The 15019-nt window shown below is 57.3% G+C and carries 14 protein-coding genes; 5 read left to right on the top strand and 9 right to left on the bottom strand.

Annotation, left to right across the window (positions count from 1 at the left end):
- Positions 1 to 8 precede the first annotated feature (8 nt).
- The 9 genes from KQI65_13025 to KQI65_12985 form a co-directional block, all read right to left on the bottom strand.
- A complete protein-coding gene (locus KQI65_13025; GenBank protein MCB2205660.1) occupies positions 9 to 1391 on the bottom strand; it encodes an FAD-dependent monooxygenase in 1383 nt (460 codons plus the stop codon).
- 13 nt (positions 1392 to 1404) lie between these two features.
- Complete coding sequence (gene kynU / locus KQI65_13020) at positions 1405 to 2685, bottom strand: kynureninase (protein MCB2205659.1); 1281 nt, start codon at positions 2683 to 2685, stop codon at positions 1405 to 1407.
- Entirely contained in the window at positions 2675 to 3508 is an 834-nt protein-coding gene (locus KQI65_13015; protein MCB2205658.1) for a cyclase family protein, read from the bottom strand. Before KQI65_13015 ends, kynU begins: the two co-directional genes overlap by 11 nt.
- Complete coding sequence (locus KQI65_13010; GenBank protein ID MCB2205657.1) at positions 3505 to 4521, bottom strand: amidohydrolase; 1017 nt, start codon at positions 4519 to 4521, stop codon at positions 3505 to 3507. The genes KQI65_13015 and KQI65_13010 overlap by 4 nt, the downstream gene beginning before the upstream one ends.
- Positions 4522 to 4548: 27 nt before the next feature.
- A complete protein-coding gene (locus KQI65_13005; protein MCB2205656.1) occupies positions 4549 to 5064 on the bottom strand; it encodes a 3-hydroxyanthranilate 3,4-dioxygenase in 516 nt (171 codons plus the stop codon).
- A 13-nt stretch (positions 5065 to 5077) separates the two neighbouring features.
- Positions 5078 to 5536, bottom strand: a complete 459-nt coding sequence (locus KQI65_13000) for a RidA family protein (GenBank protein ID MCB2205655.1) — start codon at positions 5534 to 5536, stop codon at positions 5078 to 5080.
- A 9-nt stretch (positions 5537 to 5545) separates the two neighbouring features.
- Positions 5546 to 6988 (bottom strand): aldehyde dehydrogenase, encoded by a 1443-nt coding sequence (locus KQI65_12995; protein MCB2205654.1) that lies wholly within the window; start codon positions 6986 to 6988, stop codon positions 5546 to 5548.
- Positions 6989 to 7305: 317 nt separating this feature from the next.
- On the bottom strand, positions 7306 to 7734 hold the full coding sequence (locus KQI65_12990) for a DUF4870 domain-containing protein (GenBank protein MCB2205653.1): 429 nt from the start codon (positions 7732 to 7734) through the stop codon (positions 7306 to 7308).
- A gap of 159 nt (positions 7735 to 7893) precedes the next feature.
- Entirely contained in the window at positions 7894 to 8586 is a 693-nt protein-coding gene (locus KQI65_12985; protein MCB2205652.1) for a hypothetical protein, read from the bottom strand.
- Positions 8587 to 8879: 293 nt separating this feature from the next.
- Between KQI65_12985 and rpsD the strand changes: the two genes are divergently transcribed.
- The 5 genes from rpsD to KQI65_12960 all read left to right on the top strand — a co-directional run bounded on the left by rpsD (position 8880) and on the right by KQI65_12960 (position 15017).
- The gene (gene rpsD, locus KQI65_12980) at positions 8880 to 9485 is read left to right on the top strand and encodes a 30S ribosomal protein S4 (protein MCB2205651.1); all 606 of its coding nucleotides are present in this window, start codon (positions 8880 to 8882) and stop codon (positions 9483 to 9485) included.
- A gap of 228 nt (positions 9486 to 9713) precedes the next feature.
- The gene (locus KQI65_12975; GenBank protein MCB2205650.1) at positions 9714 to 11789 is read left to right on the top strand and encodes a DUF3857 and transglutaminase domain-containing protein; all 2076 of its coding nucleotides are present in this window, start codon (positions 9714 to 9716) and stop codon (positions 11787 to 11789) included.
- 10 nt (positions 11790 to 11799) lie between these two features.
- Positions 11800 to 13692, top strand: coding sequence for a DUF3857 domain-containing protein (locus tag KQI65_12970; GenBank protein MCB2205649.1), 1893 nt, complete (start codon positions 11800 to 11802; stop codon positions 13690 to 13692).
- A gap of 48 nt (positions 13693 to 13740) precedes the next feature.
- Complete coding sequence (locus tag KQI65_12965) at positions 13741 to 14175, top strand: thioesterase family protein (GenBank protein ID MCB2205648.1); 435 nt, start codon at positions 13741 to 13743, stop codon at positions 14173 to 14175.
- Positions 14175 to 15017, top strand: a complete 843-nt coding sequence (locus KQI65_12960) for a hypothetical protein (GenBank protein ID MCB2205647.1) — start codon at positions 14175 to 14177, stop codon at positions 15015 to 15017. Before KQI65_12965 ends, KQI65_12960 begins: the two co-directional genes overlap by 1 nt.
- Positions 15018 to 15019 lie beyond the last annotated feature (2 nt).

Below are 15019 nucleotides of genomic sequence, written 5' to 3'. Positions count from 1 at the left end.
TCCTTGTGTCAGTACAGTCCGGCCGCTTCTTCGGCGTAGGGACGGAGCTTTGCCTCGATCAGGGATCCGGCGCGTGTGAAATCGACTCCTTCAGGGTCGTGGACGCCGCGGGTGATCTCTTCGAGGATTTCCTGCTGCATGCGTCCCCGTTCCCGCGCAACGGCGTATGGTGTGCGGTGAAAGGTCACCATGCTGTAGAGCGGGATGAAGTACTCGGGGAAACGCGCTTCCAGGGCGAGGCCGACCTTCTTCATGAGCAGGAAGCGGTCATCGGCGACGCGGTCACGCATCTCGATGAAGTTTTCGATGGCGAGATCCGCAATGGCATCCGCATTGGCTTTCCGCCGTTCCTGGTAAGCCCTGAATACCCGCTCCCACTGCAGTCCGAATTCTTCAATGCAGGTATTGAGTACCGTACAGTCTTCGAATGCGCAATTCATTCCCTGTCCATAGAATGGAACGATGGCATGTGCGGCATCACCGAGCAGCGCCGCCTTTCCACCGACATGCCAGGGGTAGCTGCGGACGGTGCCGAGCGCGCCCGTGGGATTGCTGAAGAAATCCTCCTCCAGCGTGGGCATGAGTGCGAGCGCGTCAGGGAACTCCTTCTGGAAAAAACTGCGCAGCGCTTCCGGCGTCTGCAGGGAGGAAAAGCCGGGCTCACCTTCTGTCTGAAGGAAGAGCGTGCAGGTGAAGCTGCCATCAAGATTTGGCAATGCGATGAGCATGAATGCGCGCCGTGGCCAGATGTGCAGGGCATGCTTTTCAATGCGGTGACTGCCGTCATCATGCGGCGGAATATGCAGCTCTTTGTAGCTGTGCGCGAGATACTCTGTGCTGGCGCTGAACGCCTCGAGCGCCTCCATGCTGTGACGGACGGGGGAACCGGCGCCGTCGCAGGCGATGACGGTTTGCGGCTGAAGGGTGTACTGTCCGCCGCCGCGTTCATCGGTGAACTGTACGCGACCGGTGCTGAAGTCCATCCCTTCGCATCGCTGCTGGAAGGAGAGCGATACATGCGCATGCTTTTCGGCGAGCGTCATCAGTCGTTTGTTGAGTTCACCGCGTGAGACGGAGTAGATGACCTCGCTCTCGTCCTTGCCGTAAGGCTGAAACGTCAGGCTGCCGTCCACGGCATGCATCATGCGGCCGCGCATGGGGATGGCCAGCTGCATGATTTCATCCGCAAGCCCCACCTCCTGCAGCGCATGTATGCCGCGGGTGGACAATGCGAGGTTGATGGACCGCCCGGCGCTGATATCTTCACGGCGCATATCCGGCCGGCGCTCGCGCATGTCGACGTGCAGACCCCGCTTCGCGAGATAGACGGATAACAGGCTGCCGGCGAGTCCTGCACCGGCAATGAGAATATGCTGTCGTTCTTCAGTCATGGATGCTCTTGATTCAGGGACGAGTGAAAAAGTCGTGGAAGAGAGAGACGAAACGTGCGACGTCTTCGAAACTGTTATACAGTGGTACCGGCGCGATGCGTATCACATCAGGTTCCCGCCAGTCGCAGATGACATCGTTGGCAGCAAGATGATCAAAAAGTGCGCGTCCGTTCTCACGAATCCGCAGGGAAAGCTGACAGCCGCGCGCGTCTGCATCCTCAGGAGTGATGATGCTCCACTGTGGATGCTGGCGCTGCTGAAGAAGGTAGGAGCAGTAGCCGGTCAGCGCTACGCTCTTCTCGCGCAGCGACGCCATACCCGCTTCCGCGAACATGGCAGTGGAAGCCCGGAGTGCGGCAAGTGGAAGGATGGAGGGATTACTGAGCTGCCAGCCTTCGGCCCCGGTGATGGGCGTAAACGTACCTGGCATCTTGAAGCGGCTCGCCTTGTCATGTCCCCACCATCCGGCAAAACGGGGCAGTGACGCATCCTTCGCATGCCTGGCATGCACGAAGCAGCCTGCGGTACTGCCGGGACCTGCATTCAGGTATTTGTAGGAACACCAGGCGGCGAAATCCACACCCCAGTCGTGCAGATGAAGCGGGACATTCCCAGCAGCATGTGCAAGATCCACACCGACAGTAATCCCCGCAGCATGCGCCTGGTCGGTGATTGCGGCGATGTCGAATAACTGTCCGTTATAGTAGTTGACTCCGCCGAGCAGGAGCAGAGCCGCGGAGTCACGGTTGGCTTCGATCGTCGCATGTATCGCATCGGCTTCAAATACTCCCGCATTGTTCATCGGAATTTCAACGATGGCATCCCCGGGATCGTAGCCGTGAAATGCGGCCTGCGATGCCACGGCGTACTGATCGCTGGGGAAAGCCTTTTCTTCGATGATAATGCGGTAGCGCTGAGATGTGGGACGATAGAACGAGACCATCATGAGGTGCAGGTTCACGCTGAGCGTGTTCATCACCACGACTTCTTCCGGCTGGGCGCCGACGATGGCTGCCGTCTGCTCTGTCAGCAGTTCGTGATACTGCATCCAGGGATGGCGCGCCCTGAAGTGTCCCTCAACACCGTAGGTCGCCCAATCTTTGAGTTCGGCATCGATGTAAGCACGTGTTTCCCGTGGCTGCAATCCCAGGGAATTCCCGCAGAGATACACCGAAGGCCTTCCGCTCTCACCTTGCGGAATATGGAAACGGGGACGGAAATCCCGCAGCGGGTCCTCCGTATCGGCACGTGTGACGAAATCTGGTTCTGAAAAACGAGAGTGGTCAGGCTGCATGGTTTTCGATTGCTTGAATGGGGAAAAGGACAGGACGGCTTGGGGCGGCGTCTGATACAAACGGCGCGATCTGCAGGTCAAGCATGTATTTGCCGTCCTTCACCGTATCGGGTACGAAGATCATTTCCGTGATACTGCGCCTTGAAGGCGAGGCAGGATCCACTTCGTGGCTGCCCTGTGGGACATCCCAGAAGAGATGATGAGCACTGAGTCTGCCTTCATCCATCGCACGATCGAGCGAGGGAATGTCTACCAGCAGGTGCTCTATCCCGAAGGCGTTGAGCGTGTGCACCGCCTCGATACTGAGGAATGGCGGTGGCTTTTCCGTGTAACGCCTGCTGCATTTCGATGCGTCATTTGGCAGTGTACGTATCACCAGCGCTTCCAGAAAATGTGGATCGGCATGTGCCAGTGCACTGCGCAGCGCATGTGCGGTGATGATGAAATCATCTTCTTCTTTGAGCAGGAAATATGAATCGCTGCTGAACAGCGCCTGTTCGGGTGTGACCGAGATCAATGTGGCGGGGAGGAGTCCGGGGGGCACCAGCTCTTCTACGGAAAGCCGTGCATCGGAAATGTGTCCCACACATTCGGTATGTGTACCATTGCAATGCGGCGTGAGCTGCACGGTCTCGAAATTACAGCCGCCCCCGCGGCGGGTATCACCAATGAATCCACCGTCTTCGTACGCCCGTGATGTCGCGTGCGGAACATCGTAACTGTTGGGCTGAGGTCCGTCGAAGCGCAGCGGGATGCTTATCGGCGTTGCACGATCCATGAAGACGGCGAAGCTCTCGTTTCCAAAATGCACGGTGCATTTCATGCGATGAATCGCTCCTTCTCGATGTTCAGCCAGGTCAGCGCATTTTCCCCGAGCAGCAGGGCTTTGCGTGCGTCGCTGAAATCGCTCATGGACTCAATCAACGCGCCGGGATGATGTTCACCGAGCGGGAAGGGGTAGTCCGATCCGAGTGTAATGCGGTCCTCGCCGACGAGGTCGACGATGTAGCGCAGCATGGCCGGATCGTGCACCAGCGAATCGAGCCAGAAGCGCCCGAGATATTCACGGGGATTGACGGAATTGTCGATGGCGACGAGGTCGGGGCGCACGTTGAAGCCATGCTCAATGCGTCCGATGGTCGCCGGGAAAGATCCGCCGCCATGCGCGAAATTCACACGAAGATCGGGCAGGCGTTCCAGCACACCGCCAAAAATCATGGAGCATATCGCACGAGACGTTTCTGCGGGCATGGAGACCAGCCAGGGCAGCCAGTACCGCTGCAGGGCTTCCTTTCCCATCATGTCCCATGGATGCACGAATACTGCGGCACCAAGATCCGATGCAGCTTCGAAGAACGGGAACAGCTGCTCGTCATTGAGATTCATTCCGTCGATATGTGTGCCGATTTCCACGCCGGCCAGGCCAAGTTCCTTCACCGCACGTTCGAGCTCACGAATGGCCAGGCCGGTATCCTGCAGAGGCACGGTCGCAAGGCCGATAAAACGCCGTGGGTTGTCAGCGACAGTGCTGGCGATGTGATCGTTCAGAATGCGGGACAGTGTGGCTGCATGTTCAGGATTTGCCCAGTAACTGAACATGACCGGCACCGTCGAGAGCACCTGTACGTCGACACCGGTTGCGTCACACTCCCCGATACGTACCGCAGGATCCCAGGAGTTCGGCTGAAAAGTCCGGAAATGCTTGCAGTTCACGATCATATTGGCGGAACCGTCTGCCTGCGCTTCGAACGATGGAAAGCCCGGTGTGCCGAAGCGTTCGTTCAGGTCCGGCCATGACGGAGGAAGAATGTGTGTGTGGACGTCGACTTTGAACATGCGTGTCTGGTATCCGCTTTCTGATGATTAGTTGGGTTTCTCCATGACATGCCCGCATTTCGCGCATGTGCGATGCTCGTCTGAGGTAAAAAATCGTTCCATGATGGGCGGCAGCTGCGTGACAATATTCTCGAGCGGGAAATACTCTTCGTACAACTTGTCGCCGCACTGTTCGCAGAACCACATGAAGCCGTCCTGCTCACCGGGCAGACGCTTGCGTTCGATGACGAGTCCGACCGTGTTTGCGGGACGCTGAGGGGAGTGTGGCACACGTGCGGGCAGCAGGAAAATATCGCCTTCCCTGATCGTGACATCCCGCGGTGTGCCGTCGTCCATGACTTTCAGCGTGATGTCGCCTTCGATCTGGTAGAAAAATTCCTCGCCCTCATTGTAATGGTAGTCTTTACGGGCGTTCGGTCCGCCGACGACCATGACGATGAATTCCGCGTTTTCAAAAACCTGCTGATTCCCGACAGGCGGTTTCAGCAGATGCCTGTGTTCGTCTATCCATTCCCTGAAATTGAATCCTTGCGTTGTATACATGTCCTGTCCTTTCTCAGATGGTCGCAATGCATTTGAGTTCGATGGCAATAGGGGTGGGCAGTGCGTTGATTTCCACTGTCGTTCTGCAGGGCCGGTTGTCCGCGAAATACTCGGCATACACCCGATTGTACGTACTGAAATCGTCCTTCATGTTCGTGAGAAAGACGGTGACATCGACGAGCCTGTCCCAGCCTGACCCTGCATCCTCGAGAATAGCGCGCACATTCTTGAACACCGAATGACACTGCGCCTCGATATCGTAAGAGACGATGTTTCCTTCACCGTCGAGCTGAACGCCGGGGATGATTTTGCTGCCGCGCTCGCGGGGTCCCACGCCGGAAAGAAAAAGCAGGTTGCCGACGCGGCGGGCATGAGGATACATGCCAACCGGTTCCGGCGCCTTCCCCGAGTCAATGATTTCCCGCGATTCGATTCCGTTCGCTGTTTCGTTGGTCTTGGTTGTATCGCTCATAATATCCTGTCAGAGTTTTACGCAGATATTTTTTGCTTCGGTGAAAAAATGCAGCGCGTCCCAGCCGCCTTCGCGCCCGACACCGGATTGCTTCATGCCGCCGAACGGTGTGCGCAGATCCCGGAGCATCCAGCAGTTGATCCAGACGATACCGGTCTGCAGTGCGGCGGCCACACGATGCGCGCGGGTGAGGTCCTGCGTCCACAGCGATGCGGCGAGTCCGTAAGGAGTACTGTTCGCCTGGGCAATTACTTCCTCCTCAGTGTCGAAGGGAAGCAATGTCGCGACAGGCCCGAAAATCTCTTCCTGATTCGTTCTGCAGCTGAATGGCAGTCCCTCAATCACCGTGGGAGAAATGAACCAGCCGTTTTCACACCGTCCTTCAGGTATGACGCGCGCACCACCACAGAGGACGCTGCCTCCTTCCTCACGTGCAAGGGAGACATAACTGAGCACTTTCTCCATGTGTGCTTCGGAGACCACCGCGCCCTGATCCGTCGCTCCGTTGAGCGGGTCGCCCACCTGCAGCTGTTGCACACGCGCCACAAACGTATCGCGAAATCTGTCGTAGAGCGGCCGCTCGATGAAAATGCGTGAACCGCAGAGGCAGATCTCTCCCTGGTTGGAGAATGCGCTGCGCAGCACGGTTTCTATCGTCTGATCGAAATCACAGTCTGCAAAAATCACCGTGGGATTTTTCCCGCCCAGTTCGAGCGATAGTTTTTTGAACATCGGCGCGGCGGTGCGCGCAATGGCTTCACCGGTCGCCGTTCCACCTGTGAAGGAAATGGCCGGGATATCAGGGTGCTCCGTAATGGCGGCCCCCACTTCCGATCCCCGTCCATGCACGATGTTGAGCACCCCGGGAGGGAGCCCGGCATCCATGCAGATCTGTGAGAGCCGGAACGCCGTCATCGGCGTGATTTCACTCGGTTTCGCGACGACGGTATTGCCCGCTGCGAGCGCGGGAGTGATTTTCCACGTAAAAAGGTACAGCGGGAGATTCCACGGCGATATACAGCCTGCGACCCCGAGCGGCTGACGAAGCGTGTAGTTTATCGCTTCTCCGTCGGTGATATGCGCATCGGTGGAACTGTGCAGAATCGCCGTGGCAAAAAAACGAAAATTCTGCGCTGCTCTCGGGATGTCGACCGACCGGGCGAGATGCAGCGGCTTCCCGTTGTCGCGGGATTCCGCGGCAGCAAGATCATCGAGGCGTTCCTCGATCAGTTCGGCGATGCGCAGCATGTAAGCCGATCGTCGCTGAGCGGGCAGGGCGGACCAGGCAGGAAAGGCCTCTTTCGCAGCCTGTACCGCATCGTCAACGTCCGCCGGAACCGAATCCGGAATGCGCGCATAGACCTCTCCGGTCGCGGGTTCAAAATTGGGCATCCAGGCGCCGCTGAGTGAATCACGCAGCTCACCCTGTATGTAATTGCGGATGTGTTCCATAAATCAACCTCCCCGCCTGACAGCAATCGTGTCACACGCTGCTGCACGCGGGCGTAAATGTCTCGTGGGTTTCCAAAAGAATAAAATACACCCGGCCGGGGAAATCACAAATGCAGGGGGTTGCTCGTTCCGCAAGCGGAACTCGCGCTTGAGCTCGGCTGCGCCTCGCGCTTGAGCTCGGCTGCGCCTCGCGCTTGAGCTCGGCTTCGCCTCGCGCTTGTGCTCGGCTGCGCCTCGCGCTTGAGCTCAGCTTCGCTTCGCGCGGGAGCTCGGCTGCGCCTCGCGCGGGAGCTCAGCTGCGCCTCGCGCGGGGGGAGTCAGCTGATGAAGCGGATGGTGAGGGGGTAGCGGTAGCGTTCTCCGCGGTAACTGCGGACCGCCGCGATGATGACGAGTATGAGGACGCCGAACGCGATGACAATCAGTCCGACGCCGATAGCGATGAGGGCGCCGAGAACGCTCGATTCGTTGTCGCCCGCGGCGAATGAGAGCAGCAAAACGACGCCGACGATGGTAAGGATAATCGTGTAGATGCTCATGCTGATCTGGAAGTTCAGCGATTCCTTCCCCTGGTCGTCCACGAGGGGATACTGATCCCGCTTGATCAGCCAGACGATGAGAGGACCGAAGATATGGCCGAAGGGGATGATGCCGGCTGAAAAGACGGCAAGGTGCGCAAGCATGGCCCACGCCCGCTCGTCGTGCCTGCGGCGGTATTCGTCATGCGCTTTCTGCTCGGCGGACATTGCCTCCGGGGTGGGATCGGAAGCGGGGTCGTTCTGCTGCGTCGTTGTTGCATCCATGTCTTCATTCTCCTTGCTGCTGGATGGTGCTTCGCTGCTGTCCAGTTCCTTGCTGCTGGATGGTGCTTCATTGCTGTCCGGTTCCTTGCTGCCGGACTGCTGTCACTCCATCAATCCGTCTCCAAATTCTTCAATCCAGCTCTGCACGATGGCTTCGAACGGTGCGCGAAGCGGAGAGCCGGCCTGTTCAGGTTCATCGAGCAGACGTGTGGAGCCATGGTAGAGGAATTCGTGCATTCCCGCCGTATTGGCCCAGTAATACAGTCCCCAGCGTTCGAGCGACCAGGCTGGCTGATAGGGATTGAGTTCGTAGTCGATATAATACAAACGACCGCTGCGTATGACAAAATTGGTAGGAAAGTAGTCGATGTTCAGTCGCTCCTGACGGCAGAGGGCACTGAATTCAAAGAGCTGGCGAAGAATATCGGTGGAAGGAAGCGCTTCCGCCACCATCTCCGCCGCGGTCATGCCAGGAATGAACTCCTTGATCAGGTAGCCATGCCTGTGATCGGTATTGAGCAGATCGGGGACGGGAAGACCGATTTCTTTCAACCGGTGATAATCGCGTTCCTCAAGGGCTGTTTTCGCGTCGTCGAAGCGGTAGAAATCGCATGTCTCATCGTGCATGCACTTGAATACGACTTCTTTGCGCTCGTGTACGGCGTGGAAGGAGTATCCGGATTTCCCTTTGCCGAGAAACCGGTGAAGGCGCAGCGGTCCCTCGGGCAGCTCAAGGAGCGCCGGATATTCCAATCGCGCGGGACCGCGCTGACGAAGCACGGAAAGAGTGGTCATCATATCGGAGATAATGTTGCGGCAAACTGCGTCGCATTCTCTGACCGGTCCGGCCGTGGATCCGGGCATGCAGCATCATACGGAGCGTTTCGCGGCATGTTTCACTATCTTCGGAAGATGCTACGGGGAACTGGATTCTTTCCTGAAAAATGATATTTTGATATTTCCCACTACAGCTCTATATTTGCTAATGCTCTAAATGGAGGAAGTTTTCCTCCTGCGCCGCATCGTGCGGCACATGCATGTGAAATGAGGATTCTTAAAGAAATAAAGGTCTTACGGAGCAACCCAGTATGAAGTACAACGGCCCCAAGGTCAAGCTTTCCCGCCAGCTCGGCGTCCCCCTTTCCCCCAAGGCATCCAAGTATATGGAGCGCAAGCCGCATCCTCCCGGTGCCCACGGTCTTTCGCGCAATCGCCGTCAGAAGATTTCGGACTACAAAAAGCAGCTTGTTGAGAAGCAGAAGCTGCGCTGGCAGTACAACATCAGCGAAAAGCAGATGCTGAACTACTACAAAAAGGCGACGAACAAAGCAGGGAACACGTCTGACAACCTGGCAGCCATGCTGGAAACACGCCTCGATGCCCTTGTCTACCGTGGCGGTCTCGCGCGCACCATCTTTGCCGCGCGCCAGTATGTCACGCATGGACACATTGAAGTCAACGGCAAGCGCGTGAACATCCCTTCCTATCACGTGAAGGTCAATGATGTTATCACCGTGCGTCAGAAGAGCCGCAAGATCGATATGTTCAATGACGCGGTCAAATCTGCGCGTCCCCCCGAGTATCTCTCGATCTCCAAACCCGAACTCTCCGTGTCGCTGCTCGCCGAACCCGAGCGCGAGAAGATCCCTGTGGTCTGCGAGTTCTCCCTGGTCATCGAATACTACTCCCGCTAGACACAGAATTTTTTCTCTCGGCGAAAACGGGTCCTTCAGGGACCCGTTTTTGCTTCCATCCCCTGCGCCTCATCCCAAGATTCCCGTGCTGCTGTCCGCCGCAGTTTGAACAGCGCGACGACGAAGGCGAAAGCGCTGCTCTCGTCAGATTCCCGGATTTTTACTATACTTCGAGAACCGCGAAGCCGCGCCCACCAATTGAGTCTCGTGTAACAGCAGGTATTTGTGATGAAGCAACGACTACATGGATTGTTCCTGGCGATATTCTCAATCGCCTTTTTGGCGACTGCAGCATATGCGCAGCTCGACAGCAATCATTACCGTCTCATGGCAGCCGGTGAGCCGGAGGATTATCCCGGCCAGGATGTCGTTGTGGCGTACGACAGTACCGATGTCGATGTAATGGACAGCGGACTGAGCCACGTTCGCATGCACCGCCTCGTGAAAATTCTGACCGAGGAGGGGGCGCGCAGTATGCGTCAGGTGACCTATGACTATGATCCGCTATCCGCGGATGTCGAGATCAGGAGCGTGCGCATTTACCGGAAAAGCGGACTGGTGGAAAGTGTACCGATGGACAGGGTAGTGGATTATGCTGCTCCTGCACGGGCGATCTACTGGGGCGCGCGGCAGAAAATGGCTCCTGTCGGCTGGCTGGAAGTCGGCGATGCCGTCGAGATCGTGGCATTCCGCAAGGGCTTTACCTACGCGCTGCTGCAGGACGGGGATGACGAAAGCCGGTTTATCCCGCCGATGAAGGGGCATTTCTACGAGATCGTGGAATTCTGGTCATCGGTACCTGTCGTCGAAAAGGTGTATCGCGTGCTGGTTCCGGAGAACAAGCCCCTGCAGTACGAGGTGTACAACGGTGAGCTTTCCTCCTATGTCCATTTTCATCCGAAAGACAGTCGCCGCGTCACCGTGGAGATGAATCCTTCCGCGGCACAGCATGAAACGCCGCCCGATCAGCTGCATCCGACGGCGGGAATGTACACCAAACCCGGAAAGATTACGTATTGCTGGTACAAGCGGAATATCAAACCGTTCGAGCGGGAGCCGGATATGGTTGCGCCGTCCGACGTCGCAACGAAGCTCCTCATGTCGACGTCGCCTGACTGGTATGCAAAGTCGGTCTGGTTCCATGGCGTAAATGAGGATTTCGGGAGTTTCGAAGTGACCTCGGAGGTGCAGGATAAGACGGATGAACTTCTCGATGGCGTCGATGACGAACTCGAGAAAATTGCGATCCTCAACCACTGGGTGGCCGAAGAAATTCGTTATTCCGGCATCTCGATGGGAGAAGGGGAAGGTTATACGCTGCATCCCGGTGCGATGACATTCAGTGACCGCTGCGGTGTGTGCAAGGACAAAGCCGGTATGCTGGTGACCATGCTTCGCGCTGCGGGATTCGAATCGTATCCTGCGATGACCATGGCAGGTTCGCGTATTGAAAGGATCCCGGCCGACCAGTTCAATCACAGTGTCGCCGTCGTCAAACGCAGCAACGGATCATGGATGTTGCTTGATCCAACATGGATTCCTGGCGTGCGGGAAATGTGGTCCTCCGCCGAACAGCAGCAGCAATTCCTTCTCGGTATCCCCGGTGGCGCCGACATCATGTCCACACCGGTTTCCCCGCCGCAGAATCATTACTGGAAGGCCACGAACAACGCGACGCTGGAGAATGACGGCACGCTGGCGGGAACGGTCGTGATCGAGGCGGAAGGACAGAGTGACGCGCTCATGCGCCGTGCTTTCGCACGATCACATCGCAGTTCCTGGGAGGATGTCTACACGCAACTGCTGGCAAATGCTTATCCCGCGGCGGAACTGCTGCATCAGGAAATGACAGACGTATACGATCTGAGTAAACCCTTCTCCGTCACACTGACCTATCGTATTCCGCACTTCGCCCGTGTGATCGGCAAACAGATGTATTTCACCCCGATGCTTCTGCGCAATCCGTTCGATGACTACAGCAATGCTCCGGAACTGCGTACGAATACCAGTCTCGAGCAGAGGAAATACGGCTTCCGTCAACGCTGTTCGCGCCTGGTGGAACTGCAGGATAATATCACCCTGCCGGGCACAATGACGCCGGTCAAGGTACCGGACGACAATATGATAGAAGGAGCGGTCGCGGGGTTCCGCAGCAACGTGCGTCTGGAAGGAAACATCCTTCGTTCCAGTCTCACACATCGCATGGAGAAGCGGGTGTATGAGGCAGGGGAGTGGCCACTGTTCCGAAGCTGTCTCATGGCGCGTAAGCAACTTTCCGACACCCCCGTCATTCTCAGCAAATAAGGAGGCAGCCATGATCAAGCGTATTGCACTCAGCATTCTGATCCTCGCGGCAGCTTCCTCGGCACTCCGCGCGCAGGATACAACCGACGCCGTGTACGAAAATATTCAGCATGAATACCTGCTTCGTCCCGACGGCTCGACGCTCTACAGTTACAGCAGCAAACTGAAGCTGCTCACCCCGTTCGCCTTCACGCGCGAGTACGGGGAGTCGTTCATCACCTACAATCCCAAATGGCAGACGCTGGACGTAACGCGATCCGAAACCACGATGCGCGACGGCAGCGTCGTGCCATCCCCGGTGAATGCATACAATGAGGTGCTGCCGCGGTCTGCCGCGCACGCGGTTCCTTTCAACCATCTGCGTGAGATGGTGGTGACGCATACCGGACTCGAGGCCGGTGCGGTTGTCGATTTCGCGTACACGCTGGAAAGCAAACCGGGGATGTATCCCGGACTCATGGGACGCGTGGTGTGCGGCAGCAGGAATCATGTGGTGCAGATGAGCATTCGCGTCGTCGTTCCCGAAGGCACCGAACTGCAATGGGGATTCGCCCGCGACGATATCCAGCCCGTGATTACAACGGAAGCGGGAAACACCGTGTATACATGGACACGGAAACATATCCCGCAGTATGAGACGGAAGCCCATCAGTCCGCGCCCCAGAGGGTGCTTCCCGTACTGTACTTCAGCACGAGCAACTATGATGCAATCGCCCTGCATGTGTTCGGACCGGAGGGACCGCGCCCCCTGCCGCCACATGTGCTCGAACTCGGGGAAATGATCAACAGGCAGCATGCGACGCCACTGGCAAGTGCGCTGGCCTTGCGCGACTGGGTTGCAAAGCGCGTTGGACGCTGCAGCGTCCCGCTCGATCTGATCGGGTATCGCGCTCGTCCCGTTGAGGAGATTCTCGAATTCAACGTCGGCTCGGATCTCGACAGGGCTGTGATGCTTGCGCAGCTTTGCCGCAGCATCGGACTCGAAGCATCCCCGGTGCTTTTCAGCCATGATGTTACGACGCGCGGCATGCGTATCGTGCAGATGCCAGGTGAGCAGGGTCCCGTGATCACGGAGATCGGCCCCGAAGCCACACCCAACGTGCCGGCACTGCAGCTGTTCACGCATGCGGGGGTCATTTGCCAGGGACTCGGTGAATACCCGCTCATCGTACTTGATCCATCCCTGGATACGCAGGGAGGTCCCTGTCCTTCCCAGTACACAACCGGGTATTTCATGCCGATCGAGGGACTCCCTCCTCAGATCTGGCATTATGCCATCGGACCGAGTTACAGTACCTCGTCGATGACATCAGACTGGTCCCTCGGCGGTGACGGTTATGTTTCAGGGCGCAGCAGTATTTCCGTCAACGGCGTGCACAGTGCAGTGTTCGACTCATCGGGATTCCAGAAGTCAGCTCGCGCCTCGCTCGTAAATGCGGCGCAGGGACTCCATGCCGAAGCGGGTCCCATGACCGTGCAGCAGGGGACGACGTCGGTATGCGAAGTTTCCGTTGACGCAAAAGATCCTTTGAAAGGCATCGGAGGTTATTTCCGCTTCCAGATTCCGCTTCCGCCCGAAGGAATCAGTGCGTTGCATCTCCCGATCGGGGACTACAACCGCATCACCCCGGTTTCTCTACCGGGACGCATGAAGGAAGAGACGCGGCTGGTGCTTCATCTCGAAGGTTACCATGCGGTGGATGTCCCTTCTCCTGTGGAATTTCAGAACAACATCGGCAGCATACGCAGCGTGATCAAAGCGGACGCACATGATGTGGAAGTTACGCGAGTGCTTACCATTGATGTCGATGAGGTCAAACCCGAGGGATATGTGGATCTGCAGGCACTGCTACGCGCCTGGCGGAATCCCTCACACAATACACTGCTCTTCAAACAGAATTAATACTACACATGCGATGGCCGGTTCATACCCGGCCATCGTCTCGAAATCATGGCCAGAATCAAAATCCACATCCCATCGTCTCTTCCATTTGAGACGGAAATCGGTGTCAGAATCACCGATGCCAACTATGCCGGACATCTCGGCAACGACTCCGTGTTTACGCTGGCGCACGAGGCACGCGAACGCTTCCTCCATTCACTTGGCTTCAGCGAGAGCGATGTCGACGGCATAGGTATTGTCATGAATGACGCTGCGGTAATGTACCGCAGCGAGGCGTTTCCCGGTGAGCGTCTTCGCGTCGAAGTCGGCGTCAGTGACATCTACCGCAAAGGTTGCGATATTCTCTATCGCTTCAGCTGCATTGCGGATGGACGTGAGGTCGCCCGCGTAAAGACCGGTATCGTCTTCTTCGACTTCGAAACACGGACCATGGTGTCGACACCAGAAGCGTTTCTCGAGGCTGTCGGCGCACAGCAGCACTGATGCTGTACCTGGCGCTCTCCGTACTCTGCAGCGTCGGCATCGCGGTAACGTTCAAATACGCCGACCGCATGCGACTGCCCACGTTCGCGCTCTTTACGGTGAATTATCTTATTGCTTCTGCCAGTGCCGTTTCCGGCGCCGGTGGTTTCACCGTACTGGATTTGCGCATTGAAGTGGTCCTCTTCGGCATTCTACTCGGCGCGCTCTTCGTCTGGAGCTTCTATCTGTTCATGCACACGGTCGGCAAGCTCGGGATGGTTATCCCCGTCACGCTGATGCGGATTTCCATCGTTCTGCCTGTCCTCGGTTCAATTCTGCTTTTCGCCGAGCGTCCCACCACACTGCAGTCCGCCGGCATCCTTCTCGCTTTCGTCGCACTCCCGCTGTCTTCGAGGGAAAAGCTCACGCGTGAAACGCTGCGTCCCCTGCTGCGTGAGGGACTGGGGTGGGGACTGGTCCTCTTTGTCTCCTACGGCATCACCGACTTCCTTTTCAAGGTGCAGAAGGAAATGCTTCCCGTGCGCGATGCGTATGATCTGCTCGTCGTAGTCTTCGGAACCGCGGTGGCAATTACCGCCACTGCTGCCGTCCTCCGACGGGAACGGATTTCCACACGCCTGGTCGGTATGGGCACCGTGCTGGGCTTGCTGAACCTGTTCAGCACGTATTTTTTTATCCGCGCCCTTGCGGATCTCCCGGGGATCGTCGTGTATCCGGCGAATGGAATTGGGATTATCCTGCTTTCGTCACTCGTCGGCGTGCTCATGTGGCGTGAATCTCTGCCGCGACGCAATCTTGTCGCGATTTTCATGGCCGTCGTATCACTGGCACTGCTCGCCTGATC

This window comes from bacterium (genome assembly GCA_020444325.1).
GTDB lineage: Bacteria > Bacteroidota > Ignavibacteria > SZUA-365 > SZUA-365 > BM516.
This window is presented reverse-complemented; position numbering and strand designations above follow the sequence as displayed.

What these genes read in the sequence shown, in the direction of transcription:
- KQI65_12970 (MCB2205649.1), top strand. Translation starts at nt 11,800, where the DNA reads ATGATCAAGCGTATTGCACTCAGCATTCTGATCCTCGCGGCAGCTTCC.
- KQI65_13025 (MCB2205660.1), bottom strand. Translation starts at nt 1,391, where the DNA reads ATGACTGAAGAACGACAGCATATTCTCATTGCCGGTGCAGGACTCGCC.
- KQI65_13000 (MCB2205655.1), bottom strand. Translation starts at nt 5,536, where the DNA reads ATGAGCGATACAACCAAGACCAACGAAACAGCGAACGGAATCGAATCG.
- KQI65_13015 (MCB2205658.1), bottom strand. Translation starts at nt 3,508, where the DNA reads ATGAAATGCACCGTGCATTTTGGAAACGAGAGCTTCGCCGTCTTCATG.
- KQI65_12990 (MCB2205653.1), bottom strand. Translation starts at nt 7,734, where the DNA reads ATGTCCGCCGAGCAGAAAGCGCATGACGAATACCGCCGCAGGCACGAC.
- KQI65_13005 (MCB2205656.1), bottom strand. Translation starts at nt 5,064, where the DNA reads ATGTATACAACGCAAGGATTCAATTTCAGGGAATGGATAGACGAACAC.
- rpsD (MCB2205651.1), top strand. Translation starts at nt 8,880, where the DNA reads ATGAAGTACAACGGCCCCAAGGTCAAGCTTTCCCGCCAGCTCGGCGTC.
- kynU (MCB2205659.1), bottom strand. Translation starts at nt 2,685, where the DNA reads ATGCAGCCTGACCACTCTCGTTTTTCAGAACCAGATTTCGTCACACGT.
- KQI65_12960 (MCB2205647.1), top strand. Translation starts at nt 14,175, where the DNA reads ATGCTGTACCTGGCGCTCTCCGTACTCTGCAGCGTCGGCATCGCGGTA.
- KQI65_13010 (MCB2205657.1), bottom strand. Translation starts at nt 4,521, where the DNA reads ATGTTCAAAGTCGACGTCCACACACACATTCTTCCTCCGTCATGGCCG.
- KQI65_12995 (MCB2205654.1), bottom strand. Translation starts at nt 6,988, where the DNA reads ATGGAACACATCCGCAATTACATACAGGGTGAGCTGCGTGATTCACTC.
- KQI65_12985 (MCB2205652.1), bottom strand. Translation starts at nt 8,586, where the DNA reads ATGACCACTCTTTCCGTGCTTCGTCAGCGCGGTCCCGCGCGATTGGAA.
- KQI65_12965 (MCB2205648.1), top strand. Translation starts at nt 13,741, where the DNA reads ATGGCCAGAATCAAAATCCACATCCCATCGTCTCTTCCATTTGAGACG.
- KQI65_12975 (MCB2205650.1), top strand. Translation starts at nt 9,714, where the DNA reads ATGAAGCAACGACTACATGGATTGTTCCTGGCGATATTCTCAATCGCC.